The 24,064-nt window shown below is 69.4% G+C and carries 29 protein-coding genes and 3 pseudogenes; 19 read left to right on the forward strand and 13 right to left on the reverse strand.

The window, feature by feature from the left end; genetic code table 11:
- Positions 1-2: 2 nt before the first annotated feature.
- The 7 genes from Aco03nite_RS47475 (at position 3) to Aco03nite_RS47505 (ending at position 7,677) form a co-directional block, all read left to right on the forward strand.
- Positions 3-2,363, forward strand: a complete 2,361-nt coding sequence (locus tag Aco03nite_RS47475) for a helicase HerA domain-containing protein (RefSeq protein WP_203808926.1) — start codon at positions 3-5, stop codon at positions 2,361-2,363.
- A 193-nt stretch (positions 2,364-2,556) separates the two neighbouring features.
- Positions 2,557-3,441, forward strand: coding sequence for a replication-relaxation family protein (locus Aco03nite_RS47480; RefSeq protein WP_203808856.1), 885 nt, complete (start codon positions 2,557-2,559; stop codon positions 3,439-3,441).
- A 184-nt stretch (positions 3,442-3,625) separates the two neighbouring features.
- Positions 3,626-4,354, forward strand: coding sequence for a hypothetical protein (locus Aco03nite_RS47485; protein WP_203808858.1), 729 nt, complete (start codon positions 3,626-3,628; stop codon positions 4,352-4,354).
- A 94-nt stretch (positions 4,355-4,448) separates the two neighbouring features.
- Positions 4,449-5,189 (forward strand): hypothetical protein, encoded by a 741-nt coding sequence (locus Aco03nite_RS47490; protein WP_203808860.1) that lies wholly within the window; start codon positions 4,449-4,451, stop codon positions 5,187-5,189.
- A 26-nt stretch (positions 5,190-5,215) separates the two neighbouring features.
- Positions 5,216-5,596: a hypothetical protein gene (locus tag Aco03nite_RS47495; protein WP_203808862.1), complete on the forward strand. Its 381-nt coding sequence runs from the start codon at positions 5,216-5,218 to the stop codon at positions 5,594-5,596.
- 127 nt (positions 5,597-5,723) lie between these two features.
- Positions 5,724-6,584: a DNA-processing protein DprA gene (locus Aco03nite_RS47500; RefSeq protein ID WP_203808864.1), complete on the forward strand. Its 861-nt coding sequence runs from the start codon at positions 5,724-5,726 to the stop codon at positions 6,582-6,584.
- A gap of 94 nt (positions 6,585-6,678) precedes the next feature.
- A complete protein-coding gene (locus tag Aco03nite_RS47505; RefSeq protein WP_203808866.1) occupies positions 6,679-7,677 on the forward strand; it encodes an RNA polymerase subunit sigma-70 in 999 nt (332 codons plus the stop codon).
- Here Aco03nite_RS47505 and Aco03nite_RS47510 read toward each other — a convergent pair whose 3' ends face one another.
- A complete protein-coding gene (locus tag Aco03nite_RS47510; RefSeq protein WP_203808868.1) occupies positions 7,678-8,262 on the reverse strand; it encodes a dihydrofolate reductase family protein in 585 nt (194 codons plus the stop codon).
- A gap of 266 nt (positions 8,263-8,528) precedes the next feature.
- Between Aco03nite_RS47510 and Aco03nite_RS53785 the strand changes: the two genes are divergently transcribed.
- The gene (locus Aco03nite_RS53785; RefSeq protein WP_239146025.1) at positions 8,529-9,521 is read left to right on the forward strand and encodes a VldE C-terminal domain-containing protein; all 993 of its coding nucleotides are present in this window, start codon (positions 8,529-8,531) and stop codon (positions 9,519-9,521) included.
- Between the two features lie 879 nt (positions 9,522-10,400).
- Here Aco03nite_RS53785 and Aco03nite_RS47520 read toward each other — a convergent pair.
- Positions 10,401-10,886: a hypothetical protein gene (locus Aco03nite_RS47520; RefSeq protein ID WP_203808871.1), complete on the reverse strand. Its 486-nt coding sequence runs from the start codon at positions 10,884-10,886 to the stop codon at positions 10,401-10,403.
- Positions 10,887-11,089: 203 nt separating this feature from the next.
- On the opposite strand from Aco03nite_RS47520, the gene Aco03nite_RS47525 reads away from it, so the two are divergent.
- Entirely contained in the window at positions 11,090-11,386 is a 297-nt protein-coding gene (locus tag Aco03nite_RS47525) for an ATP-binding protein (RefSeq protein WP_239146020.1), read from the forward strand.
- Positions 11,387-11,505: 119 nt separating this feature from the next.
- Entirely contained in the window at positions 11,506-11,814 is a 309-nt protein-coding gene (locus Aco03nite_RS47530) for an STAS domain-containing protein (protein ID WP_203808873.1), read from the forward strand.
- Here Aco03nite_RS47530 and Aco03nite_RS47535 read toward each other — a convergent pair whose 3' ends face one another.
- From Aco03nite_RS47535 to Aco03nite_RS54945, 3 genes and pseudogenes are all read right to left on the reverse strand, one after another.
- Complete coding sequence (locus tag Aco03nite_RS47535) at positions 11,815-12,612, reverse strand: mannan-binding protein (protein ID WP_203808875.1); 798 nt, start codon at positions 12,610-12,612, stop codon at positions 11,815-11,817.
- Between the two features lie 53 nt (positions 12,613-12,665).
- Positions 12,666-13,571 carry a transposase gene (locus tag Aco03nite_RS47540; RefSeq protein WP_344316680.1) on the reverse strand — a complete coding sequence of 302 codons (906 nt, stop codon included), beginning with the start codon at positions 13,569-13,571 and terminating at the stop codon, positions 12,666-12,668.
- Between the two features lie 253 nt (positions 13,572-13,824).
- Positions 13,825-14,007: pseudogene (locus tag Aco03nite_RS54945) on the reverse strand (transposase family protein); the annotation flags it as partial.
- Positions 14,008-14,125: 118 nt separating this feature from the next.
- Here Aco03nite_RS54945 and Aco03nite_RS47550 point away from each other — a divergent pair.
- The gene (locus Aco03nite_RS47550; RefSeq protein WP_203808881.1) at positions 14,126-14,578 is read left to right on the forward strand and encodes a DUF6334 family protein; all 453 of its coding nucleotides are present in this window, start codon (positions 14,126-14,128) and stop codon (positions 14,576-14,578) included.
- Between the two features lie 166 nt (positions 14,579-14,744).
- Positions 14,745-15,146, forward strand: a complete 402-nt coding sequence (locus Aco03nite_RS47555) for a cyclophilin-like fold protein (RefSeq protein ID WP_203808883.1) — start codon at positions 14,745-14,747, stop codon at positions 15,144-15,146.
- 35 nt (positions 15,147-15,181) lie between these two features.
- On the opposite strand, the gene Aco03nite_RS47560 is transcribed toward Aco03nite_RS47555, so the two are convergent.
- Positions 15,182-15,871, reverse strand: coding sequence for a TetR/AcrR family transcriptional regulator (locus Aco03nite_RS47560; RefSeq protein ID WP_239146021.1), 690 nt, complete (start codon positions 15,869-15,871; stop codon positions 15,182-15,184).
- Positions 15,872-16,062: 191 nt separating this feature from the next.
- Between Aco03nite_RS47560 and Aco03nite_RS47565 the strand changes: the two genes are divergently transcribed.
- The 4 genes and pseudogenes from Aco03nite_RS47565 to Aco03nite_RS47580 all read left to right on the forward strand — a co-directional run.
- Complete coding sequence (locus Aco03nite_RS47565; RefSeq protein ID WP_203808887.1) at positions 16,063-16,797, forward strand: SDR family oxidoreductase; 735 nt, start codon at positions 16,063-16,065, stop codon at positions 16,795-16,797.
- The gene (locus Aco03nite_RS47570; RefSeq protein ID WP_203808889.1) at positions 16,797-17,702 is read left to right on the forward strand and encodes an SDR family NAD(P)-dependent oxidoreductase; all 906 of its coding nucleotides are present in this window, start codon (positions 16,797-16,799) and stop codon (positions 17,700-17,702) included. The genes Aco03nite_RS47565 and Aco03nite_RS47570 overlap by 1 nt, the downstream gene beginning before the upstream one ends.
- Positions 17,703-17,730: 28 nt before the next feature.
- Positions 17,731-17,937: a tautomerase family protein gene (locus Aco03nite_RS47575; protein WP_203808891.1), complete on the forward strand. Its 207-nt coding sequence runs from the start codon at positions 17,731-17,733 to the stop codon at positions 17,935-17,937.
- 250 nt (positions 17,938-18,187) lie between these two features.
- Positions 18,188-18,304 (forward strand): annotated as a pseudogene (locus Aco03nite_RS47580) (aldehyde dehydrogenase family protein); the annotation flags it as partial.
- On the opposite strand, the pseudogene Aco03nite_RS54610 reads toward Aco03nite_RS47580, so the two are convergent.
- Positions 18,300-18,619 (reverse strand): annotated as a pseudogene (locus tag Aco03nite_RS54610) (aldo/keto reductase); the annotation flags it as partial. The pseudogenes Aco03nite_RS47580 and Aco03nite_RS54610 sit on opposite strands and share 5 nt — an antisense overlap.
- Between Aco03nite_RS54610 and Aco03nite_RS53795 the strand changes: the two are divergent.
- Positions 18,615-18,905 carry a hypothetical protein gene (locus Aco03nite_RS53795; RefSeq protein ID WP_239146022.1) on the forward strand — a complete coding sequence of 97 codons (291 nt, stop codon included), beginning with the start codon at positions 18,615-18,617 and terminating at the stop codon, positions 18,903-18,905. The pseudogene Aco03nite_RS54610 and the gene Aco03nite_RS53795 sit on opposite strands and share 5 nt — an antisense overlap.
- Before the next feature lie 5 nt (positions 18,906-18,910).
- Here the strand turns inward: Aco03nite_RS53795 and Aco03nite_RS47590 are convergent, their stop codons facing one another.
- From Aco03nite_RS47590 to Aco03nite_RS47600, 3 genes are all read right to left on the reverse strand, one after another.
- Positions 18,911-19,270 carry a PQQ-dependent sugar dehydrogenase gene (locus Aco03nite_RS47590; RefSeq protein WP_203808930.1) on the reverse strand — a complete coding sequence of 120 codons (360 nt, stop codon included), beginning with the start codon at positions 19,268-19,270 and terminating at the stop codon, positions 18,911-18,913.
- Positions 19,271-19,340: 70 nt separating this feature from the next.
- On the reverse strand, positions 19,341-19,841 hold the full coding sequence (locus Aco03nite_RS47595; RefSeq protein WP_203808893.1) for a hypothetical protein: 501 nt from the start codon (positions 19,839-19,841) through the stop codon (positions 19,341-19,343).
- A 60-nt stretch (positions 19,842-19,901) separates the two neighbouring features.
- Complete coding sequence (locus Aco03nite_RS47600) at positions 19,902-20,042, reverse strand: hypothetical protein (protein ID WP_203808895.1); 141 nt, start codon at positions 20,040-20,042, stop codon at positions 19,902-19,904.
- Positions 20,043-20,220: 178 nt separating this feature from the next.
- Here Aco03nite_RS47600 and Aco03nite_RS47605 point away from each other — a divergent pair, with 178 nt between their 5' ends.
- Positions 20,221-20,418 carry a helix-turn-helix transcriptional regulator gene (locus tag Aco03nite_RS47605; RefSeq protein ID WP_239146023.1) on the forward strand — a complete coding sequence of 66 codons (198 nt, stop codon included), beginning with the start codon at positions 20,221-20,223 and terminating at the stop codon, positions 20,416-20,418.
- A 47-nt stretch (positions 20,419-20,465) separates the two neighbouring features.
- On the opposite strand, the gene Aco03nite_RS47610 is transcribed toward Aco03nite_RS47605, so the two are convergent.
- Positions 20,466-20,957 carry an SRPBCC family protein gene (locus tag Aco03nite_RS47610; RefSeq protein ID WP_239146024.1) on the reverse strand — a complete coding sequence of 164 codons (492 nt, stop codon included), beginning with the start codon at positions 20,955-20,957 and terminating at the stop codon, positions 20,466-20,468.
- Between the two features lie 58 nt (positions 20,958-21,015).
- Here Aco03nite_RS47610 and Aco03nite_RS47615 point away from each other — a divergent pair, with 58 nt between their 5' ends.
- The gene (locus tag Aco03nite_RS47615) at positions 21,016-22,272 is read left to right on the forward strand and encodes a WD40 repeat domain-containing protein (protein ID WP_203808934.1); all 1,257 of its coding nucleotides are present in this window, start codon (positions 21,016-21,018) and stop codon (positions 22,270-22,272) included.
- A 2-nt stretch (positions 22,273-22,274) separates the two neighbouring features.
- Here Aco03nite_RS47615 and Aco03nite_RS47620 read toward each other — a convergent pair whose 3' ends face one another.
- Positions 22,275-23,576: a cytochrome P450 gene (locus Aco03nite_RS47620; protein WP_203808900.1), complete on the reverse strand. Its 1,302-nt coding sequence runs from the start codon at positions 23,574-23,576 to the stop codon at positions 22,275-22,277.
- Between the two features lie 14 nt (positions 23,577-23,590).
- Positions 23,591-24,031, reverse strand: coding sequence for a hypothetical protein (locus Aco03nite_RS47625; RefSeq protein WP_203808902.1), 441 nt, complete (start codon positions 24,029-24,031; stop codon positions 23,591-23,593).
- Positions 24,032-24,064: the final 33 nt, after the last annotated feature.

The raw sequence follows: 24,064 nt of genomic DNA on the forward strand, positions 1-24,064 counted from the left end.
GCATGCAGGAGCTCATCGACCGGCCGTGGCCGATCGTCGTCGCGGCGGTCGGCGTGGTGGCGGCGTACACGGCAGGGGCGATCTGGTTGGGGGTGTGGCGGCATCGGCGGCTGACCGGCGGGGCGCGGTGGGTGACGATCGCGGCGCCGCCGGAGGTGACCGCCACGGCGGCGGCCGGCTGGTGGACCGGGGTGTCCGGGGTGCTGGCCGGCTCCGGGTGGCGGCGGTGGCTGTTCGGGCTGCCGCACGTGGCGTGGGAGTACCGGTGGGCGGGGCGCACGTTGACGATCCGGGTGTGGGTGCCCGGGACGGTGCCCGCCGTAATGGTGCAGAACGCGGTGCTCGCGGCGTGGCCGTCGTGCACCGTCACCGTCGGCCCGGCCGGCGACCCGATCCCCGCCGACGTGGCCGGTCAGGCCGGTGGGGCGTTGTGGCCGCAGCACAGCGAGGCGTTGCCGTTGCGTACCGACCACGACAGCGACCCGCTGCGGGCGTTGTTGGCGGCGGGCGCCGGGATCCGCGACGGGGAGTTCGCGTGTGTGCAGATCCTGGCCCGCCCGGCGTCGGCCAGGCGGATCCGGCGGGCCACCCGCCTGGCCGCCAATCCCCGGCCGGGGCCCGGTGTGCTCGTGCAGATCCTGACCGAGCCGGTCCTGTGGCTGCTGGAGGTGCTGCTTCCGGGTTCGGGCCGCCGCCCGTCGGCAGGCACACGGGCAGGCGTGGGGGTGCGGCTGCGGGATCCGGTGGCCGAGGCCCGGCAGCGGGCGATCGGGGAGAAAGCCGTCCGGGTGCCGCACTTCGAGATCGCCGTGCGGTACGCCGCCGCCGGTGACACCGGCAGCGGTCAGCGGCTGGGCACGGTGGCCCGCGGGTTCGCCGCCGCCGCGGCGGCCTACACCCGCCCGAACCGGCTACGGCCACTGCCGATGCGACAGCCGGTGGCGGTGCTGGGCGCACGCCGGTTGAGCCGCGGATTCCTGGCCACGGTGGAGGAACTCGGGGTCCTGGCCGGGTTGCCGCAGGACCTGGCGGTTCCCGGCTTGGACCGGGCCAGGGCCAAGGCGATGCCCGCGCCGGCGGCGATCCCGTCCGGCGGGCGCCAGGTGAAGGTGCTCGGCCGGGCCCAGATCGGCGGCCACGCGGTCGGGTTGAACGTGGTCGACTCCCGCCAGCACGTGCATGTGATCGGCAAGACCGGCGTCGGCAAGTCGACGCTGCTGCTGAACATGATCATGTCGGATGTGCACGCCGGCCGTGGGGTGGTGGTCATCGACCCGCGCGGGGACCTGGTCCTGGACGTCCTGGACCGGATCCCCGCGACGATGGCCGACCGGGTGGCGATCATCGACCCGGACCAGCCGAACCCGGCGCACTTCAACCCGCTCGACGACGGCGGGGATCCGCATCTGGCGGTGGACAACCTGGTCGGCGTGTTCTCCAAGATCTTCCAACGGCACTGGGGGCCACGCATCGACGACACCCTGCGGGTGTCCTGCCTGACGTTGATGCGCGAGCCCGAACCGACGCTGTCGCTGGTGCCGCCGCTGCTCAACGACCGGACCTTCCGCGGCCGGTTCACCCACGACCTGTCCGACCCGGAAGGCCTCGGCGGGTTCTGGTCCTGGTACGACGCGATGAACGAGGGCCAGCGGGCACAGGTCATCGGCCCGGTCCTGGCCCGGCTACGGGCGTTCCTGCTGCGCGACTTCGTCAAGGAGGTCATCGGCACCGCACACACCTCACTGCACCTGGGCAAGATCCTCGACGGCGGGATCCTGCTGTGCCGGCTACCGAAGGGAATGCTGGGTGAGGACACCGCCCGGATCCTGGGTTCGCTGATCGTGGCCCGGACCTGGCAGGCCGCGATCGCCCGGGCCCGGCAACCGGAACACCAGCGCCGCGACGCGTCGCTGTACATCGACGAGGCACAGAACTTCCTAAACCTGCCCGGCTCGGTGGAGGACATGCTCGCCGAGGCCCGCGGCTTCCGCCTCGACCTGGTCCTGGCGCATCAGAACCTGGCCCAGCTACCGCGGGAGACCGCCGACGCGATCTCGGCCAACGCCCGCAGCAAGATCGTGTTCAACGTCGATCCGGCCGACGCCAAGGACCTCGCCCGGCACACCCTGCCGGAGCTGGACGCCCACGATCTGTCGCATCTCAACGCCTACACGGCGGCGGCACGGCTGCTGGTGGCCAACCGGGAGATGCCCGCGTTCACGTTCACCACCAACCCACCAGCGGAAGTACGCGGACAAGCAGCGCAGATCCGGGCCCGGCACGAGCAGCTGCACGCCCGCCCGGGCGGGGAATCGCCGATGCAGCGGGTGGCCCGCCGGGCGATGCGGCGCCGCAACTCCTGACAGGGCGGCGTTCAGGCCGGCAACCGGGACGGCGTACGGGCCGGCGCCTGCCCGGGTGGTGAAACGCCGACCCGAACGCCGCCGCCACCGTCCATTGTCAGGCCGCTGACCCGCGGGAACAGGGTTTTACCGGTTTCGGCCGGACAGCCGGACTCCCCTGTCCGGGGAGATCCTTCTCTGAGGGGACGACCTCATGCCTCCATGGCTGCAACAGATTCTCGAGTTCTACGCCCACCTGACCCCACGAGACCAGGCGATGCTCGGCATGCTGGACGAACACCGGGCACTGACCAGCGACCAGATCAGCCGCCTGTACTTCACCGCGACACGCACCTGCCAGACCCGGCTGCTGCACCTGATGCGACTCGGGCTGCTGCAACGATTCCGGTACGCCCGCGTCGGCGGCGGCTCGTACCCCTGGCACTGGGCGCTGGGCCTGTACGGTGCCCGGTTCGTCGCCGGCGGGCAGGGCCGGCCGATGCCCAGCGAACACGCCCACCGTGACCAGCTGCTGCGGTTGAGCAGCTACGTCAACCTGCAACATCTGACGGCCACCAACGAGTTCGGGGTCCAACTGTTCCATCACGCCCGCACCGACCCGCAGGCGCGGCTGGTGCGGTGGTGGTCCGAACGTACCGCGACCGCCCGGTTCCGGGGCATCCGCCCGGACGCCCACGGCCTGTGGCAGCACCACGACCGCCTCGCCGGCTGGTTCCTGGAATGCGACATGGGCACCGAGTCCCTGCCCCGCCTGATCGGCAAACTGCAGGCCTACGAGGACCTGGCCCACCGCGACGGCCCGGCGTACCCGGTGCTGTTCTGGCTGCCCGGGCCGGTCCGCGAGGCCAACCTGCAGCAGGAACTACGCCGCTACCGGCCGGGAATACCGGTGGCCACCGCCGTGCACGGCAGCGACCCGGCCGGGGCGGTGTGGCTGCTCGCCGACGGCCGGCAGCGGCTGCACCTGGCCGACCTGCCCAGCGACCACGGCCGGCCGGTGGCGGGCAATCCCAACTTCGTCGACGGCCACCTGGACCTGGCAGGACCTGTCAGCGCTGGTCACGACCCTCTGACGTGACTGCTCGGCACGGGGATCTGTCAGGTCGGGTGGTTAGCGTGCGGGCACATCCTTTTTTGTTGCCGCACCCCCTGTCCCGTCGCCTCTCTGCGACACCACATGCCCACCTCTTCGGTCGGCTGGTGTCCGCCCCGCGACGGCTTCGGTGGCAACACCCTGCCCGTGCTGCGTAAGGAGCACCCGCATGTCCACCGTGCGTACCGTCATCGTCTGCTCACCGGACGACCAACTACTCGACTGGTTCAGTGCCTCGGAGATCCTCGAGGACCTCCACCTACCGTCCGGTTCACCGGACACCATGTTCCCGGTCCGGCGGCGCCGCATCATCGGCTGGTTCACCCGCTGGTCGGCCCGCCACCTGATCGGCGCCACCCGCCGTTGCGGTGCGGTCGTACAAGCCGCGGGAGGCCGCCGCAGCCGCCTGGACGCGACCACCGCGATCAAGGCTGCCAATGCGGCCGCCCTCACGCGGTGGAACATGTGGCAGCTGGTGGTGCGGGGTACTGCGCCGGCACGGCCGTGGGCGGAGATGCTGACCCACGCCGAACAGACAGCCCGCGCGGCCAAGCGCGGCCGGTCCGGTAAGCCGGTCACGGTCGACGTCGCGCAGTTGCGGCGCCGGTTCGAGGCTCAGCCGCGGGTGCTGGCCATCATGGCCTACAACACCCACCCGCGGGCCCAGGTCGTCCTCGACCTGGACGAGCTGGACGCCTACCAGGCCGGGCAGACGACCTACGCCGCGCTGCACTGGCGGCGGGCGGCCTTCGGCGACATGGTCGTCACCTGCGGACGACGGCTGATCGAGCCGCGGTCGGCATCGCTGGCCGACCGGCTGCGGTTCTACGCCGAAGCCGGTTCCTACCTGGACAGCCTGCCGAAACACCACCAGGTGATGGCCGTCCGGCTCCACTGAACCACCATCACCTCGAACAGCCGACCGCACCCGCGGTCGGCTGTTCGCCGTTCCACGCCCCGGTCGCCCGGGCTTCACGAACAGGAGAAACCCGTTGTCGTACGATCCCTCGCTGGTCGCCATCGCCGCGGCCACCAACGACGCACTACCCGAACCACTGTGGCTGCGCGAAACCCCCACCGACGACGACCCCGTCACCCAGATCGCCGCCGCACTCGGCCGGGCCGCCGTCACCTTCGACACCGACGCCCGGGACCTGGCCACCATCTTCGGTGACCTCGCCGTCGCCGGCGGCCGGCACCTGACCACCGTCCTGGAACGGGCAACCGTGCAACACGACAACCTGCCCGCCGCCCTGACCGGCCTGGCGATACGCCTGGACCGGTTCGACCGCAGCCGGGAACACCTGCTCACCCTGTACGCGATGTGGCGCCGGCACCGGCCGATCACCCTCGAAGCGCGCCGCCAGCATCTGCTGCTGCGCCCGTACGAGCCCCGCTGCGGGATGGCCGAACTGACCACCGACGAATCCCGGCTGGCCTGGTGGGTCTGCCCGGACCGGGTCGCCGCCGACGCCTTCGCGATCCCGTCCCGGACCCGGTCGCTGGTCGGCAGCATCTGGCACAGCCAGCAGGGCTGGCAGGTCACCGCGTTCACCGACCCCCACCACCTGGCCGGCGCCGGGCACCTGGTCCACCAACTGCCGCCGGCTGACACCCAGGACGCCGCCTGCCGATCGCTGCTGCGCTGGTGGCACTGGTGGGACTCCCCCGGCTGGGAGAACCGGACCCCGGCCGACCTCAGCGCCGCCGACCGCGCGGCCCTGGCCGACTGAACTCATCGACAAGGAGGACCTACCTCGTGGACATCAACCCGCCGTACCCGCCGCAAGGCCGCAGCGCTGCCGGCCGGCCCAAGGTGTGCCGCAGCTGCCAGGACCGGATGCCGGCCGTGTGTGACGGCTGCGGACAGAAGACCCCGTCCTACTGCATCCGGTGCCGGCCGAACCGCGACCGGCCCACCGTCGACAGCGGCGCGAACCTCGACGACGCGATCGGCCGGATGATGCGCACCCAGCCGCTGCCCGGCTTCGCCGGTATCACCGGCTGGACCGCCGGCCGCGCCGCCGTCCACCTGCCCGGCCACACCCCGGCTGCCATCCTGGCCGCCCTGCGCCGCCTCACCGCCCGCGGTGACGCCGTCCTGATCGGCGACAACCCGGAACGCTACCGGCCCAACTAGCCACCGCTCCCCCACGTTCCTCGACCTTCTGGCCGTCGCCCGGCCACCGCGCGAACCCGCGCACCCCGGGCACGGCCTGCATGGCCGTGCCCGGGACTCCCCCTTTGATTCCCGGAAGGAACCCCCTGTGACCACCAACGAACGACTCGCCCGAGTCGCCCTGACCTACCTCACCGGTCCCGGCGACCCGCGCACCCACCACCTGGTCGACAGCGAAGGCCCCATCGCCGCCTACCGGTTACTGAACGGCAACCGTTCCGATTGGACGGAAACCCCGGCGGCCCGCCGCGCCCGGATCGCGCTGCGCCGCACCGACGACCGGCTGCTGATCCCCGGCGAACCCGGCTGGCCGCACACCCTCGACCTGGCCGCCGACACCCCGGAACACGACTTCGTGCCGCCGCTCGCGCTCTGGGCCCACGGCACCGCCGACCTACCGACCGCCCTGACCCGAGCGGTCACCATCACCGGCGCACGCGCCGCCACCGCCTACGGCGTCACCGTCGCCACCGACATAGCCTCCGGCTGCGCCCGCAACGGCTGGACCGTCGTCGCCGGCGGCGGATTCGGGATCGACGCCGCCGCCCACCGCGCCGCCCTGGCCGACGATACGGTGACGGTCGCCGTCCTGGCCGGCGGCATCGACCGCTGGTACCCCGCCGGCCACAACGCACTCTTCGACCGAATCGCCCAGCACGGGCTGCTGCTCACCGAAGCACCGCCCGGCACCGACCCGACCCGGCCCCGATTCCAGGCACGCCAGCGTCTGCTGGCAGCGCTCACCATCGGCACGGTGCTGGTCGAAGCCGCCCCGCGCAGCCTCAGCGTCACCACCCTGACCACCGCCATGACCCTCGGACGCGCCGCGATGGCCGTACCCGGACCGGTCACCTCAGCCCTGTCAGTGGCCTGCCACCGCATGCTGCGCGACCCGCGCGTCCTACTGGTCACCGACGCCGCCGACGTCCTCAACGTCATCGACTCCTAGCTGAGGGGCGGCTTTCCGTGGACCCGCCGATGAGAAATCATCCGCCGCGTCGTCAGTTCTGTTAGCTTTTCGCACCGGTGGAAGGATTACCGACGTGACCGACGCTGGGCCGCTGGGCGCCGACGACACCACATTCCTCGCGGCGGTCCGTTCCGGCGACCCGGCGCGGTTCGCACGAATGACCGAGCGCCACCGGCGTGAGCTGCAGGTGCACTGCTATCGGATGCTCGCGAACTACGAGGACGCCCAGGACCTGACGCAGGAGACGTTCCTTCGGGCATGGAACAAGCGGGAGACGTTCCAGGGGCACGCGGCGCTGCGAACCTGGCTGTACCGGATCGCGACGAACGCCTGCCTCGACTTCCTGGAGAAACGCAACGACCGCACCCCCGTACCGTCCGGACTGACGGAGTTCGGCTCCGAAGTGCTGTACCTGCAGCCGTACCCCGACCACATGCTGCCGGAGGAGTCGGTGGTGGCACGGGAGACGATCGAGCTGGCGTTCATCGTCGCGGTCCAGCACCTGCCGCCACGGCAGCGGGCGGTGTTCATCCTGCGTGACGTCCTCGGCTGGCCGGCAACCAAGGCCGCCGGCGCCCTCGAACTGAGCGTCGCGTCGGTGACCAGCGCGCTACAGCGGGCCCGCGTGACGATGCGCGGGCAGTTACCCGGGCGCCGCCTCGACTGGCGCAGCCCCGCCGCCCACGAGTTGTCGCCCGGCGAACGCGCCGTGGTGCAGTCGTACATCGACGCCCACGAACGCAACGATCTCCACAAGCTGACCTCCCTGCTGCGCGACGACCTGCACTTCGTGATGCTGCCCGAGGCAGGCACCTCGAGCGTCACGGCCCGGGACGCCGTGGACGGCTGGGTCTCCGGCGGGCTCTTCCAGCCCGGCCACGACGACTGGCGCGGTGTCACCACGATGGTCAACCACACGCCGGCCGCCGCGCTCTACCTGCGTACCCCCGGCGACCCGAACCACCGGCTGTCCGCCATCGCGGTCCTGAACATCGTCGACGGGAAGATCGCCGAGCTCACCGGGTTCGACGCCACCGGCAAACCGTGGCTCGGCCTGCCGGAGACGCTGTGATCATCGCCTTGTCTCGTACCGGGTCAGCAGCACCCCACCCGGAAACGTCCGGGTCTCCACCAGGGTCAGCTTCACCCAGCTGTCCAGCACGGTGAAGAACGGCGTTCCCCCGCCCACCAGGACCGGGTGAGTGACCAGCAGGTACTCGTCGATCAGCCCGGCACGCATCGCCGCACCGGCGAGCGTCGCGCCGACGATGTCCATCCGGCCGGTGCCCTCGGTCTTGAGCCGGGTGATCTCAGGGACCGCGTCCCCGGCGACCAGGCGCGTGTTCCCGTCGACCGTGTCGACGGTCGAGGAGAACACCACCTTGGGCATGTCCCGCCAGCGGCGGGCGTACTCGATCTCCGCCGTCGTGGCGCCGGGCCTCCGGTCGGCGGTAGGCCAGTGGGAGCTCATCCCCTCCCACACCTTGCGCCCGTACAGCGCCAGGTCCGTCGCCGCCACCCGATCGGACCACCACTGAAACAGCTCGTCGCCGGGCGACGAGTCCGGTCCGTCACCCCCACTCCAGCCGAGGTCGTCGCCGGGCGCGGCGATGTAGCCGTCCAGGGTGACGTTCATGCCGAAGGTCACTGTGCGCATCATTCCAGCCTCTCGTGGGTCGGTCTTCCCACATACCGACGGGCTCGGCGCGAGAACCTAATCGGTGCGCGCCGACTGCGGTGGCGGTGCCAGCCACCCGGGCACGCCGTTCACTGCCGGCCGTGCCACGAGCGTACGACCAGCTGATCTTGAAGTTGAAAAACAGCCGATAACCCCCTCCGCTCTGGTGTGCCTCCCCTCCCCCGGGCGGCACACCAGAGCCCTTTTTCGTGTCCCGATCAGGAAGGAGCCAGGTCGTGCACAAAATGATCATCGGGGTGGTCGCCGGACTCACCGGGGTCCTCGTCCTCACCGCCGTAGCCGGTACGGCCCTGCTGTCCGGCGGCGGTGCCGGGTGTGTCGTGCCGCTCGCGTCGGCGGCCTCCGGCAGTGAGCGGGCCGGGGTCAGCGGGTGGGACAGCGACCAGCTGGCCAACGCCCGCACGATCATCGCCGTCGGCACGCAACGCGGGGTGCCGGCCCGGGGTTGGGTGATCGCCCTCGCCACCGCGATGCAGGAGTCCGGGCTGCGCAACCTCACCGGCGGTGACCGCGACTCCGTCGGCCTGTTCCAGCAACGCCCCAGCCAGGGCTGGGGCACACCCGCCCAGCTGCACGACCCTGCTTATGCCGCGGGCAAGTTCTACGACCGGCTCGCCACGGTCGCCGGTTGGCAGGGCATGCCGCTGACCGAGGCCGCGCAGGCCGTCCAACGGTCGGCGTATCCCGACGCATACGCCAAATGGGAAGACGACGCCGTCGCGATAGTTCAGCAGCAGTCGCCGGCCAGCGGGTCGACACTCGGCTGTCTGCCAGCGATGATCGGCGATGCCGAGCCGGCCCCGCGTAACACCGACGGCTCCTGGCCCGAGGAGAGCTGCGTCATCCGCCCCGATCCGACCACCGGCACCGGCTGTGTCACACCCCGCCTGCTCCACCTGGTCCAGCAGGCCACGGCCGCCGGATTCCCGAAGCCGTCCTGCTACCGCGTCGACGACCACGGCGAACACCCTCAGGGCCGCGCCTGCGACTGGATGATGACCGCCGGCGGCGAAGCATCCGGCACCCAGAAACTCCGTGGCGACACGATGGCCGCGTGGACGGTCGCCAACGCCGACCGGCTCGCCATCCGCTACGTCATCTGGTTCCGCATGATCTGGACCGACGACGGCAGAGGCTGGCACGCCTACCACAACCCCGTCGGCGGCGACGACCCGTCGGGCTGGCACACTAACCACGTCCACATCAGTATCCATTAAGTTTGATGATTTGGCGTTTTCGGGCGGTGGCAGGCGAGAGAAGTCTTCAAATAGCCGCCGTTTCATGACCCCACCACCGTTTCCCGGACTCGCTCGTTAGCGGGGACGACTGAGTAATCGGCAACGCCCCGGACTTCAAGGGTGGAAGACCCCCGCGTGTGCGGGGGTCTTTCGCGGTGAGCGACTGCGGCTGGGGCCCGCCGCACGTCGTCCCCGCACGCGCGGGGGTCTTTCCGGCACCGTGCACCCCAACCGGGTCCTGGACGGGTCGTCCCCGCACGCGCGGGGGTCTTTCCTCCCCGGCCTCGGCCAGCGCTGCCGCCACCGTGTCGTCCCTGCACGCGCGGGGGACTTTCTATTTGCAAGATCAAAGACCTGCCGGACCTCTAGTCGTCCCTGCACGCGCGGGGGTCTTTCCGACGGCACGGCAGGTTTGACCAAACGGCGATCGTGGCCGGGTGACGACGTCGATCGCCCTGGGCATCAGGGAGGTGTCCAAGCCGACCGGGCTCAGCCCGGCGCCTTTCGCTGGTACGAAACCATGAGGGCCTGATCCCGCTGGTGTGGCGAACCTCAGACGGCCGCCGCCGGTACGGCCCGTCCACGATCCGTTCATCCGGCTGGTGCAGGCGCTGTGACGGACCGGCATGCCGGTGGCCGAGGTGCGCGACTTCGTCCGGATGGGCCCCGGCACCCCCGATAACAGCGTCCGTCGCCTGGAGATCCTGACCCGGTAGCGGGAGCAGTTGCGGCAGCGGATCGCCGGTCTGCAGGACGACCTATGGGTGATGCACGACAAGATCGACGACTATCGGGGCTGATCGCCGCTGGTGGCAATGGCGAGGACGACGAGTCCTGGCGAGGCGCCCGATCACGTGGTCAGGCCACCCACCACCAGCCGTCGCCCACTTCCCGCACCGGGTACCCGTAGTCCCCGTCGGCGGTGGTGACTCTCGGACGTCCGGTGGGCGGTTGGGTGAAATAGCCGAGCCCGATCCCCGACTCGGACCGCCAGTTCTCCCACACCTGCACGAACAGGACGGTGTCGTTCGCGTAGGCGAATCCCGACGGGCACAGCGTACGTAGGTCGGCCGGTAGATCCGGTTCGGCGGGCAGTTTTCCGGACCGGTAGTCCTCGGCCAACTCCCCCAGGGCGACGCGATGCACCCGGTACAGATGGTCGACGTAATCGCCTTCCGACGAGTGCCAGACGGCCGCGGCGATCGCGACGACGGCGGTCAGGACCAGACATCCCATGACGGCCCAGGACCGGGACCGCCGCGATGGCCCGGACCCGGTCCCCTGCTGGTCGAGCAACTCCGACAACTGCGCCATGGTGATCCCCCGCGATCGTCCGGCCGACATCGACAGCGACGATCGTGCCGCTCCGGCCGGAACTCAGGAAAGGCAAGGCACCAAACATTCACAAGACCTCCGCGACGGTCGACGCCGCATCCTGGTAGTTCGACCGGGAAGCCGGCGTGGCGCGTCCACACCGGCGCTGTACCCGTCCGGTCGGCGGATGAACTGGCGCCCTGGAGACATCCCTGCGAAAGGAATGATCGTTCGTGACGGGATGGAATGTGCGGCGGCTGCCGGTCATCGATGAGGAGCTCGCGGAGTGGATCTTGGTGGCCGCTTCGGAGTTGAGTGCGTTGCGGAAGACCGTCGAAGGCGTCACTGCTGTCTCCGCCAACTGCGAGGACCTGACCGAACATCGCACGCCCGTCGCCACCGAACCGGCCGGGAACGGGGGTCCGGGCCTGGTCCTGGCCGAGCGCCTGGCCGAGGACGTCGGCCGGCACCCGACAGGAACCGGCAAGCGGGTGTGGGTGACGTTCCGCCTCACCACCCTCGGCGAATAGTTGCTATACGGCAACGAAAAGCGAGTCGACACCCCTACCCGGCCGTTCCGGAACCTGAGGATGGCTACGCTCGCCTTCACGTATCAGGTCGTCACATCGTCCGGGGGACGGAGCAAACGTTGCACGTCAGCAGTAACCGGACATCCACCGGAGCCGGGCAGGTCACCGCCGCCGGCGAGATCGACTTGGCCACCGCACCGCATCTCGACCGCGCCGTCCGGGAACTGCTGTCCTGCGACGAGATCACTTCGATCGAGATCGACATGGCCGGCGTCACGTTCTGCGACTCCTCATGCCTCGCGGTACTCGACGAGGCCCTCGACCTCGCGAACCGGCGAGGCGTCCGCCTGCGGGTCACCGACCTCCAGTCGCCGGTCCGCCGGGTTCTGGAGATCGTCGGTCTGCTGGATGTCCTGACCCGGCCCTGATCAGATCCGGAAAGTGCAGCCCGCGACGCTGAACCGGCCCGGGACCACGGTCGTCCAGTGCCCGTTCCACGTACCGCCGTAACTGGCGCAGATCGCCGGGCACTTCTGCTTGGCGTCGTCGTGGTTCCAGATCGGCCCGGCCGGCACGTCCATGGTGAACTCCGAGGTGCCGGTCGGTTCGGCGGTCACCTCGATCTCCACGACGCTCATCAGCCCCGGCACCATTGTGCGCCACTGCCCGGTGAACCGCCCGAAATGCGCCGCCGCGATCATCGGCCCGACCTCCTGCGCGTGGCTGTCGTTCCACAGCGGGCCCGCCGGCACGGTCACCTTGAACGTCCCGGTACCGCCCTTCACGACGGTCGGCTCCATCGAGGTCAGCGCGGACTCCGCGAAGTCCCCGACACCGGTCTGCGCCGGCCCCGCGCTGTCGTCCACGACGACCCGCGCCTCGATCCGCCAGTCCCGGTCCACCCGCCGGAGCCGGTCGCGGTACTCCCCCACCCGGGCGATCACACTCGGCCCGTTCGGCGGGGTCACCACGATCTGGAACGAACACCGGCTGACGGCCGCGTCTCCGTCGACCTCGACGATCACCCCTGACAGGAAGTGCCGCCGAACCCCGTCCACCGGCAGCCCGTCACCGATCCGCTCAGGATCTCGGCGTACGGCGTAGGTCCCGGAGGCGTCCCGCACCGTGCCGCCCTCCGTGAAGCAGCCCAACCACACTTCGACGTCGAGGGCGTCCACCGCGCCGGCGCACCCGTACAACAACTCGGTGATCTCTTGCCTCGACACAGGTGACCCTTCCTCCCGAAGACGACAGTCGATCTTAGAAGAGCGCTCCCTCGTTACGGGCCGCGGCACCGGCTCTGCCGGATTACCGGCCGGGATCTCATGTGCTTCCAAGAGGTCCGCCAAGGCCTACGATCGGCGTCGATGAACGAGGTCACGGCCGCCGCGGAGATCGCCGAGTACCTCGGCGTGACTCGCCAGCGCACGGCAGTACTGGTCGAACGCGCGGGCTTTCCCGCCCCGATCGCCCACTCACCGTGGCGCGCTACCCGATGACCGATGCGGAACTGGCCGATCGGGCCGGATGCGGTGCTGTTCGATGACGGCTCGGACGATGCCGTACCCGCCGGCGAATACCCTGGGCGGTGACTCGCGGTGCAGCGGCTTGGCCTTGAGACAGCCGTCGTCGATTCGGGTGTCAGGTAGGGCTTAAACGGGTCCAGCAAGCTCGGGCGCCGCTTGTGGGTGGTCATGAGTTCCTGCCAGGTCGCGGCGTGGGCGTAGCGGGAGACGGTGTTGTGGCTCCAGCCCAGGTGCCGGGCGATCTGCCGGAAGCCAGCGCCCTGCGCGATCAGTTCGTGGACCAGGGCGTGGTGTCTTCGGCGGCGTTGCGCCGTCGTTCCCGTCGGTTCGGGGACTGCCTCGGCGTCGTTGCCGGTATCGGCGGTGGGCTGTTCGGTCAGGCAGGTTCGGTGTCGTCGCGCGAGGCGATCGATAGCGGTGGCGAGGTTCTGCCACAAGTGAAAGCGGTCCGCGACCTGCACCGCATCAGGTGCGGCAGTCTTCGCGGCCTCAGCGTAGGCGCTCGCTCGGTCCCGGCAGATGACCATCGGCGATTCGTGATCGTGCAGCCATGCGGTCAGTGGTGCGGCGTCCCGTCCCGGCAGCAGATCGATCACCCTCTGGGACTCGTTCGACCAGCACGGTTCCGTAGTTCTGACCTCTCCGGATGGCGAAGTCATCAACTCCCAGGATCACCGCCGGACCGTGAGCAGGATCGGGCAGCGCTCGGACGAGTCGCAACAGGCTGTTGCGACTCGTCCGGATTCCGATCTTCGATGCCAGCCGTGTTCCCGTTCTGCCGGCGAGAGCCAGCCCAATCGAGGTCAGCATCTCCCGCAGCGGCTCACGGCGACGGGCTCTGCGGCGGGTCAGACCGTCAACCTGCTCGACGAACGTCTTCGCCCCGCAGACAGCCTTGCCGCAGAAGAACCGGCGAACCGTCAACGACAACTCCATCAGCCGACCAACAACCGGAAGATCAGCCAACAGCCGCCGATACCGGGAGTGCACTCGCACCGACCAGGTCGAACACCTCGGGCACTGCGATCTGGTTCCCCGAGCCGCTGCCTGCAGACGAACCTCACTACCAGACCCAGTGATTTCCTCGATCGTCACTTGTTCAAGATGCGGCAACAGCTGGTAGTTGGCCTCGTCATACTGTCACTCAACGATCGATCACAGAGACACCGATGTTCCGTCAGCGAGCGAGATCAAGGTGTGTCATCGTGATCGGGTGACACCCGGCTCTGCGTTTACGGCGCCAGCCGCCTTGACCGACCTGGCCGACATCGTGCATGTGACCTTCTCGGAGGATCCGTCATGGCTCGTAGCGGTTCAGTTGCGGTTCAAAGAGGGGTTTCTCCAGGTCGAGGTGGATCCGGATGACGACTCCGTCGAGGTGTCCTTCGATGCATCGCATCGCCCAGCGCTTCGCCACTGGGCGTCAGAATCGGTATCGATCTCGATGAACGAGCGCTACGGGAACCTTCTCGGCAGCGACTCCGCCTGGTGGTGGCTGCTGCGGAACCAACAGCAGTACGAGGATGGCTTCCAGATAGAACTCGGGCCGGCATCCTCCACCATGACGTTTCAGTACCTCGCGATCGCCTCACGCTTGCATCTGCGTCACGTCGCCGAAGCGAACCAGGCAACAGCGGATCCCCCGGCCGGCCGGCATCACCGATGACCCGGCCTTGCCGAAATCTGCCGAGCGCACTCCAATGTGATCCGAATGCCTCGACAAGATCAATAACGCAATAAGGCAGAACCTGATACTCGCTGGCAAAATCAGCATCGCCTCGACAGGCTGCACCACACCGCCGGAGCCCGCGACGACATCCAGCACCGCCGGGTTGTCGGGAACCCCCACCCTCACTCTGACGGAACCGGCGACCACGACGACCATCCGATTCACCGCAGGAAGCACCACGATCGATGCGCACGTCGACTCCGGCAGCCCGGCGGTCCGTGACTTCCTCAGCATGTTGCCGCTGCGGATCGGCTTCGAGGAGTTCGCCGGCCGCGAGAAGGTCGGCTACCTGCCGCGGAAGCTGGACACCAGCGGCAGTTCCGGTTCCGATCCCGAGGACGGTGACCTCATCTATTTCGTACCGTGGGGCAATCTCGGTTTCTACTACAACATCGCCGGCGTCGGTTTCGGCGACAACGTCATCCGCCTGGGCCGCTACGACGCCACGGAGCAACATCTCCGAGGCCTGGAGGCCGGCGAGGTGACCATCACGGTCGCCGGATGATGCACGGCCGATTCCTCGGTGTCGAGGTTTCGCGGTCAGGGGGTTTCGTCGAGACGTTCGAGCCAATGGTCGAGCAATGCCGCCTCGACCGGCGCGAGCTTTTCGGTTCCGGTGAGTGTGAGCTGAGCCCGCAGCTGCCACGCGGCGGTCCGTGTCGGCTCCGTCCGGCTGGACGGGCCTGGATCCGCCGGCCTGTTGAGCACGGCGGCGAAGATCGCCTCCCGGGTGCGGTCGGACAGAGCCGGGTCGTCGAACAGGTGCGGTTGAGCGATGTGGCTCAGGGCGACGCCGATGTTGGCCGGTAGGATCAGCTGAGCAGCCAGCCGCGGCGTGGTCGCGAGTGCGCCCGCGGCGGCGCAGCGCAGCAGTGTCGCTTCGAGCAGCTCCAGAATCCGCCGGTAGGCGTTGGACGCGGAGTGCGGCCGGGGCACGAACATCAGCTGGTAGACGGCGGGGTTCTCGGCGGCGAAGGACATGTGGTCGCGCCACCCGGTGTGAAGGTCTTTGACGGGGTCGTCGGAAATCTCCAGGGCTTGCTTACGCCGGGCGTAGCGCTCGAAGGCATCATCCGCGACGGCGTCGAGCAGGCCGTTCTTGTCGCCGAAGAGCCGGTAGAGGACGGGTTGGGTCACTCCGGCCTCGTCGCATACGGCCCGGGTGGAGATGTCGCCTCCTCGGGCTGAGGCGATTTGACGCCGGGCCGCCTCGACGAGAGCCGCGCGCACCGTGGCGTCGTTTGCCGGCCCTGTGGCACCGCTGCGGCGACGTCGTCCGTCGGCGGCAGCTGTATTCCGCTCTTGCATGAAATCAATGCTACGTCACATCGCTAGCGATGCTTCGATCGTCGTGTTACCTTCGTCTTATCAGCGATACGGTAAAAAGCTAGCAGCGCTATAGATCAAGGAAAGTGAGTGTCATGGCAGATCAACGGGTCGCCGTCGTCACCGGCGCGTCACGAGGCATCGGCCGCACCATCGCGACCACTCTCGCCAAGGCTGGGCAAGCCGTCGTCGTCGGTTATGCCGGTAACGAGACCGCGGCGAAGGAGGTGGTCGACCAGATCACCGCGGCCGGGGGCCGAGCGGTCGCCGCGCAGGCGGATGTGGCCGACGAGCGCGATGTGGCGGCGTTGTTCGACGCCGCTGACGAGGCTTTCGGCGGGGTCGATGTCGTTGTCAACTCAGCGGGACGGCTGGCGCTCTCGCCGATCGCCGAGCTCGATCTCGACGCGCTCGACGACATGCACCGGACCAACATCCGCGGGTCCTTCGTCATCGCCCGCGAGGCCGCTCGCCGCGTCCGGTCCGGCGGCGCGATCGTCATGCTGTCGACCTCGGTGGTCGGTCTGCAGTTTCCCGGCTACGGCGCGTACGCCGCCAGCAAGGGAGCGGTCGAGGCCATGACACTGATTCTGGCCCGGGAACTCCGCGGCCGCGATGTCACGGTGAACGCGGTCGCGCCCGGCCCCACCGCTACGGAGCTCTTCTTCGACGGCAAGGACGAACAGACGATCGAGCGTCTGGCCAAGCAGCCGCCGCTGGAGCGGCTCGGCACCCCCGCCGACATCGCCGAAGTCGCTGCCTTCCTCGCAGGCACGGGCGGACGATGGGTCAACGGTCAGGTCGTGCGCGCGAACGGTGGCATCATCTGATGGCCGCCGACCGGAAAGTCATCCTGGTCACCGGTGCTTCGAGCGGATTCGGCCGACTGACCGCCCACACCCTGGCCCGAGCCGGTCACGTGGTCATCGCCGGGATGCGCGCCACCCGCGAACGCAACGCGCCCGCGGTGGAGGAGATCCGCAGACTGGCCACCACCGAAAGCCTGTTGCTCTCCTCCGTGGAGCTGGACGTGCAGTCACAGGCCTCGGCCGACGCTGCGGTCGCCGAGATCGTCGAGTGTCACAGCCGCCTCGACGTAGTGGTGCACAACGCCGGCCACATGGTGCTCGGCCCCGCCGAAGCCTTCACGCCCGAGCAGATCACCGCTGTGCACGACATCAACGTGGTAGGCACCCAGCGAGTCAACCGTGCCGCCCTGCCAGTCCTGCGCGGCCAAGGCTCAGGGTTGCTGGTCTGGGTCGGAAGCTCGTCCAGCCGCGGAGGCCATCCACCGTTTTTGGCACCTTACTTCGCGGCCAAGGCGGCGATGGACGCGCTGGCCGAGAGCTACGCCGCCGAGCTGATCCGCTTCGGCATCGGCACAACGATCATCGTGCCCGGTGCTTTCACCTCCGGCACCAACCACTTCCTGCACGCCGGTCACCCCGCCGACGAAGCCACCGCGGCTGCCTACGACAGCCTTTACGGTGAGATCCGCGCCACGATCGACAAGCGCCTGCCCGAACTCGTGCCGCCCGACGCCGACGTGCAGTCGGTGGCCGACGAGATCGCTCGCATCATCGACCTGCCGGACGACCGTCGCCCCTTCCGGACTCACGTCGATCCGAGCCGCGACGGCAGCGAGGTCGTCTCCGCCGTGGCCGACCGCATCCGGGCCGAGTTCTACCACCGACTTGGCATCGAGGGCCTGCTGCCCTTGAACGCCTCGCTCTGAAAACCACCATCGAGCAAGGAGAAACACCATGCCATTCGCCAACCTCAAGGTCCCGGCCGAGACCCTGACCCCGGAATCGAAGAAGAAGCTCATCGACGCTGTGACCGACGCCTACGTCGATGTCTATGGCGAGCGCGCCCGCGCCACCACGCTGGTCCTGGTCGACGAGGTCGTCGAGGGCGGCTGGGGCCTCGGCGGCACCATCCTGACGGCCGACATGCTCGGCCGCAGCTGATCCGATACGGTGTGCGGCCGGAGCAAGCCGCCGGCCGCACACCGTACTCGTCCTGGTCGCCAGTGTTGTCTGTCCACCCCCGGCGATGTGCACACGTTTCCCGGCGAGTGGATCCGCGACACCGCACGTAGGGGTACCGATTTCCGGCTGGTGGATGACGAGGCCGACTACGCGGAGGTGGCCAGGCTCCCCGACCATGTTCTCCATCCCGCAGCCCCTCGGCCCCGTCGCGATCGCCGCCGGCAACAGCGGCGCGAAGAACCACATGCTGGTCCTGCCGGACGCCGACCTCGACCTGGCCGCCGACGCCGCCGTCAACGCCGGTTTCGGATCGGCCGGCGAGCGGTGCATGGCCATCTCCGCGCTGACGGGATGACCTCCAGTTCGATCGTACGAGCGGAAGGTGGTAAGGGCTATGCTCGGAGACCAGGCCCAGCAGGTTGCGGTGGGTCGCGATGCCCTGGGCGGTGGCCATGTCCCAGCCGGCGAAGTTGCTGCTGCCCACGTAGCTGATCTTGCCGTCGCGGATCAGCTGTTCCATCGCCTGCCAGGTCTCCTCCCACGGGGTGGCCCGGTCGACGTGGCGCATCCGGTACAGGTCGATGTGGTCGGTCCGTAGCCGGCGCAGGCTGGCCTCGGCGGCCCACCGGATGTGGTAGGCCGACAGGCGCCGGTCGTTGGGGCCGGTCTCATCGGCTGGAAGACCTTGCGCCCAGGGACTGATCGAGCCCAACGGCGGGGCGCTGGCCTCGGCCGAGGCGCCCGAGCATCCCGGCACCGGTTCGGCGATGCTCGGTTTTGTGCAGTGGCCGGCAGCCGGCACGATCGCCCCGATCGCCGGGCTCGGCGGCGAGGACACCGCCGTACCGATGGCGCTGTTGATGATCGCCGGGGCCGGACTGTCGATGGTGGGCCTGCCCGTCCTGGCCCGGCCCACCCGGAGGGAGACCCCGGTGCCCGTCTCCTGACGTGGTCAGCGAGCCGGGAAACGCAGGATCCGGTCGTCGCCGTCGCGGAGGTCACCGCGCCCGGCGATGTTGGACGTGGTCAGCCACAACGCGCCGTCCGGGGCGATCTGCACGGTGCGCAGGCGGCCGTATTCCTCGTTGAGGCGAGCGGCGGGTTCGCCGGTCGTGTCGCCGTTCAGCGGGAGTGTCCACAGGCGCTCGCCGCGCAGTGCGGCGACGTAGGTGGTGTCACCGGCGATGGCCATTCCTGATGGGGAGGCTTCGCGGACCGGCCAGGTGACCAGGGGGTCGGTGTAGCGGCCGCCGTCGGTGTCGCCCTCGCCTTCTACCTCGGGCCAGCCGTAGTTGGCGCCGGGACGGATCAGGTTCGCGTGGGGTCGGGGCCGGCCCCGCGACCGCCGGGCCGAATGCGGCGGTCGCGGGCTACCAACGGGTTCAGCTGGGCGAGGGTGCGGCCGAGACCGTGATCGGCGGGGATTGCGGTAGGTCGAGGACTGCCCGGTCGGCCAGCGGCTGGGACAGGTGGAGCGTGGCGGTCCGGGTCATGCCGAGCCCCGTGCAGATCTCGTCGTAAGCATGCCGCTGTTCCAGGATGATGACGACCACGGCTTCGGCTGATTCCACGGCCTCGGCGGCGTAGTCGGCACCGCACGGCGATGCCGCCGGGTCGGGGACGCCGGTGAAGGTGACGACCATGGTGGTGCCCGCCGGGTCGACGGTGGCGGATTCGATGGCCGTACCGCGGAGGTCCTGGGACGGGCTCGCCGTCGCGGGGTAGCCGGCCAGGATGGATTCGGCCAGTTTGCGCTGCTCGGCCCAGCTCTCACCGGCGGGCAGCTGGTATCCGTCCGTGCGGGGGCCGGGATCGGAGGCGTCGCAACCTGCCGACAGTGCCACGATCACCGTCAGCGCGGCGCACCACAGCGTCCTTGACAACTCTTTTGCCTCTCGTGTCATCCCGGGGTGCCCGCAAGAGGGCACCCCGGACTTTCGAAACTACGTGATGGGGCGGATCTTCCAGTGCTTGTCGGCCGTCCAGAAGTCCTGGTAGATGATCAGGTTTCCGGATCCGATGCCCTTGGTGCCCCCACCGCTCTGCACACCGACGGCTCGCACCGTCGGGCCGCCGTTGGTCACGAAGATCGCGCCGCCACTGTCGCCCTCTTCGACACAGGTGGCCCTTTCCTCCCGAAGACGACAGTCGATCTTAGAAGAACGCTCCCCTCGTTACGGGCCGCGGCACCGGCTCTGCCGGATTGCCGACCGGGATCTCATGTGCTTCCAAGAGGTCCGCCAAGGCCTAGGATCGGCGTCGATGAACGAGGTCATGGCCGCCGCGGAGATCGCCGAATACCTCGGCGTGACTCGCCAGCGCGTGGCAGTGCTGGTCGAACGCGCGGACTTTCCCGCTCCGATCGCCCACTTGTCCGTCGGCCGGATCTGGCGCATCACCGACGTACGAGAGTGGGCGGCCCGCCGACCGAACCGCGTCCCAGAGGACCAACAGCAGTAGCGTTGTCGCGGGCTCAACCCGCTAGACGCCGGCTGCGACTCTGCCGCTCAGGACCCGGGTGCCGACCGAGGGCTTGGCGGTGCGCTCGCTTCGGCCAAGTGCTTGATGTGCGCCGCACGCTGGGTCAACAGCTTTTTGAGGTACGGGGCCAGCAGCACCCTGGTGACCAGGGCGCCCAGTGGCCCCAGTGGTGCGCTGACGGTCATCCGGTCGGTCATCCGGGTGTGGCCGTCGCCGAGATCCTCGAAACGGTGTTCGTGGTGCAGGGCGCGGAACGGGCCGCGGGTCTGCTCGTCGACAAAGCGGTGCGGCGGCTCGTAGGCGGTGATCCTGCTGGTCATGCGCCAGCGCACACCGAAGTGGCGGGCGTCGAAGGTCACGTCGTCGCCGAGGGCCAACTGACGGTGCCCGGTGCTCGTGGTCGCGGTCTCGCCACTGCCGGACAGGGATTCGGCGTGCACGTCGACGTCGAGTTCGAGGTGGAACACCCGGTCCGGAGCAGCGGCGATCACGGAGACGACTTCGATCACCGCTGGCACGTCCACGACGTTACCGCCGGATCGGCCGGTTCCGGGACGGAGTGCATAATCGGTGCCCGTGACACCCCTCGCCTGTGGACACGATGCCCCGGCCGGTCCGCGCCGGATGTGTCGGCACCTGATCGACAACCCCGGCCTGGCCCCGGTCCGGGTGCTGACCGGGCATCGCATGGACTACGACCTGAGCTGCGAGGTGTGCGCCTCCGGTACCCCGGTGACGCTCACGACGGTCTGCCAGCCCTGCTTCGACCTGCGCGACGACGGCTATTTCCTGGCGTGGCGCGGCGAGCCGGGCATCGTCGACCGGCCCGAACCCGTCGGCGCCGTCACCGACAGCCCGCTGCCCGCCGGGCTGGGCCCGATCCTGGACTTCGCCGCTCTGCCCTCGGTAGGTGGAGAATCCCGGTGGCTGCTGCTCACCGAGTCGGGCTGGCTGGTCCGGTTCGACGCCACCGCCGCAAGGCCGGACGAGTGCGCGGTCGTCCGGGAGCACGGCGTCGCCGTCGAGGAGGAGAAAGCGCGACTGAGACTGCATGTCTCGGCGGACGGCCGGTTCGCCGCCGTGGCCAACGACTTCGGCCGCTATGGCGCGGTGCTCGACCTGGACACCGGCGAGACCACGCTGTCCCTGGACGGCGGCGACTACCACCCGGAGCAGGTGCCGTTCTCGGTCGCCTTCGCCGTCCATGCGGGCCGGACCGTGGTCGTTCACCGCACCGCGTGGAACCGTCTCGACGTCAGCGACGCGCAGACGGGTGCCCTGCTCACCGCGCGGACGACGGACGACTCCCTGGGCTACTTCCACGGCGCGTTGTACGTCTCCCCGAACGGCCGGTGGATCGCCGACGACGGCTGGGTCTGGCATCCGGTCGGCAGCCCGTCGGTCTGGGATCTGCGGGCGTGGCTCGGCGGCAACGTCGGGGAATCCGAGGACGGCCCGTCCCTGAGGTCCCTGACCAGCCGCGACTACTACTGGAACGCACCGATGTGCTGGATCGGTGACGACCTGCTGGCCGTCAGCGGCATCGGCCCCGACGACGTGAGCATGCTCGCCGGTGTCCAGATTTTCGACGCCGCCTCCGGCACCGGGCAGCACACGTTCGCCGGCCCGCGCAGCGCCCTGTTCGCCTCTGGTGGGCGCCTGTTCGCGGTGGCCCCGGACGGCCTGGAGATCTGGGATCCCACGACCGGAGACCGCACCGGCCGGATCCCCGGCTTCAGCCCGTCGCGCCGGCACCCCGGCACCGCCGAACTGGCCGAGATCCGCGACGGCGTCCTCCGCCGCTGGCCGAGCCTTCTTCGACAGAGGTCCTGAACTCAGCGCACCCCGCCGGCCGCCGCGACCGATACCGCGAAACGGCGGCCCGGGTTGGGGCCGGGGGTGGCGGTGATGCTCAACGGCCGGCCCGGGTGGGTGGGCGTGACGGTCAGTCGCCGTACCAGAAGGGCCGCCGTGGCGACCGCGAGCACCTCGGTCATCCCCGCGCCGAGGCAGGTGTGGCCGCCGACCGAGAACGGGGCGTAGACCGAGGCCCGGCGGGCCGCCGTGAAATCGCGGTCGATGTCGAAGCGCTGCGGGTCGGGGAAGTGCTCGGCCAAGTGGTGCGGCACACAGGTCGCCACCAGCACCCGTGACCCCTCGGCGATGTGAAACCCTTCGAAGTCAAAGGCCTTGGTCACCGTACGGGCGGAGCCAGGCGCCGGCGGGTAGACGCGCAGTGTCTCCATCACCAGCCCCCGCAGCGCCGGAAGCTCCCGCAGCCGTTCCCACGTGATCGGTTCGGCGCCCGCTTCGGCGGTGACCCGTGCGAGCACGGCGGGATTGTCCAGCAGCGCCCGCATCATGAAGCTGTACAGGTAGGCGACGGTGTTGACCCCGGCGAAGTAGCCCTGCAGAGCCATTCCCGCCCGTACGTCAAGCGGGTATGGTTCGCCGTTCTCGTCCACCGCGTCGAGCGCCTGATCGAGCAGGTCCCGCGGCCCACCGGTCGGATGGGCGGCCCGTTCGGTGAGGGCGTCGCGGGCGAAGGCGTGGATCTCGGCGCGCGCCCGCCGGTATTGAGGTAGCCGCAGCGTGGCCGCGGGCCATTTCCCGGCGATGGTGACGTCCAGGACCAGTTCGAACGCCGATCGCAGAGTCTCGAACCGGTCCGCCGAGCTGGCGCCGGTGAACGCGACCGACAGTTGCGCGGCGGCCAGCCGCTGGCAGGCGTCGACCACCGGTAGTGCCCGCTGTCCCTGCCAGCCGTCGAAGGCCTGCTCGGTCTCGCGGACGACGTCGTCCCAGCGGGCGGCCAGCAGTTCCCGCGACAGTCCGGTGGCGAGGACCTTGCGCAGGTGGCGGTGCGGGCGGCCGCGCAGCACGTGCACGCGCATCCCGAATTCCCGGTTGAGCCCGCCGAAGCTGACTTCGCTGGAGAAGACGTCTTCGCCGTGTTCGAGCAGGAACCGGTTGGCGCGCTCGCCGGCCATGATGACGAACGCCTGGTTGAGTGCTTTTACTCGAAAGACCGGACCCAGCTGCTGGTACGTGTCGGCGAAGAACTGTTCGACGTCGCCCATCATGCGCAGGGCGTTGCCGAGCAGGGGCAGTCCGGGCGCTTTCGGTGGCAATGTCACCGGTGCATTGTGAACTACGGCAGCCACTGAAGATCGGTGGCGGTCAGTTCCGGCAGCCGGTCACGGGCGCCGGGGCGTGGGTCCGGTCCCCGGCCGATGACGTCCAGACCGGCCGGGGTGACCAGGGAGCGGTCGAAGGTGAGCACGATCAGGTCCCGGTCGTCGCTGAGGTGTTCCACTCGCCACCGGCTGGTCAGCACGCTCAGGACGCCGCGGCCCCGCCACGTGAACCACCCGCTGTCCGGGTCGAACCGGTCGACTCCCGAGATGCGCCGCTGTTTGCCGGCCGGGGTGCGGTAGCCGACGTCGTCACTGAAACGTAGATCGGGGCCGGGCAGTAGCCCGTACGAGAAGGTGGGGTTGATCCTCCGCCCGGACAACCACATCGGGAACGTGCTCGCCAGCACCCGCCACTGACCCGGCAACGTGTCCCGCAGCGTCTGCGCATCGATCATGCGCCGATGATGTCACTCGTCGATCATGTCGGC

The organism is Actinoplanes couchii (genome assembly GCF_016862075.1).
In the GTDB taxonomy this organism is placed as follows: domain Bacteria; phylum Actinomycetota; class Actinomycetes; order Mycobacteriales; family Micromonosporaceae; genus Actinoplanes; species Actinoplanes couchii.

Bases quoted from the DNA above. Each gene is read 5' to 3' on its own strand.
- Aco03nite_RS47475 (WP_203808926.1), top strand. From the start codon at position 3: ATGCAGGAGCTCATCGACCGGCCGTGGCCGATCGTCGTCGCGGCGGTC.
- Aco03nite_RS47480 (WP_203808856.1), top strand. From the start codon at position 2,557: ATGCCTCCATGGCTGCAACAGATTCTCGAGTTCTACGCCCACCTGACC.
- Aco03nite_RS47485 (WP_203808858.1), top strand. From the start codon at position 3,626: ATGTCCACCGTGCGTACCGTCATCGTCTGCTCACCGGACGACCAACTA.
- Aco03nite_RS47510 (WP_203808868.1), bottom strand. From the start codon at position 8,262: ATGCGCACAGTGACCTTCGGCATGAACGTCACCCTGGACGGCTACATC.
- Aco03nite_RS53785 (WP_239146025.1), top strand. From the start codon at position 8,529: ATGATCATCGGGGTGGTCGCCGGACTCACCGGGGTCCTCGTCCTCACC.
- Aco03nite_RS47520 (WP_203808871.1), bottom strand. From the start codon at position 10,886: ATGTCGGCCGGACGATCGCGGGGGATCACCATGGCGCAGTTGTCGGAG.
- Aco03nite_RS47540 (WP_344316680.1), bottom strand. From the start codon at position 13,571: ATGACTTCGCCATCCGGAGAGGTCAGAACTACGGAACCGTGCTGGTCG.
- Aco03nite_RS47565 (WP_203808887.1), top strand. From the start codon at position 16,063: ATGGCAGATCAACGGGTCGCCGTCGTCACCGGCGCGTCACGAGGCATC.
- Aco03nite_RS47570 (WP_203808889.1), top strand. From the start codon at position 16,797: ATGGCCGCCGACCGGAAAGTCATCCTGGTCACCGGTGCTTCGAGCGGA.
- Aco03nite_RS47575 (WP_203808891.1), top strand. From the start codon at position 17,731: ATGCCATTCGCCAACCTCAAGGTCCCGGCCGAGACCCTGACCCCGGAA.
- Aco03nite_RS47605 (WP_239146023.1), top strand. From the start codon at position 20,221: ATGAACGAGGTCATGGCCGCCGCGGAGATCGCCGAATACCTCGGCGTG.
- Aco03nite_RS47625 (WP_203808902.1), bottom strand. From the start codon at position 24,031: ATGATCGATGCGCAGACGCTGCGGGACACGTTGCCGGGTCAGTGGCGG.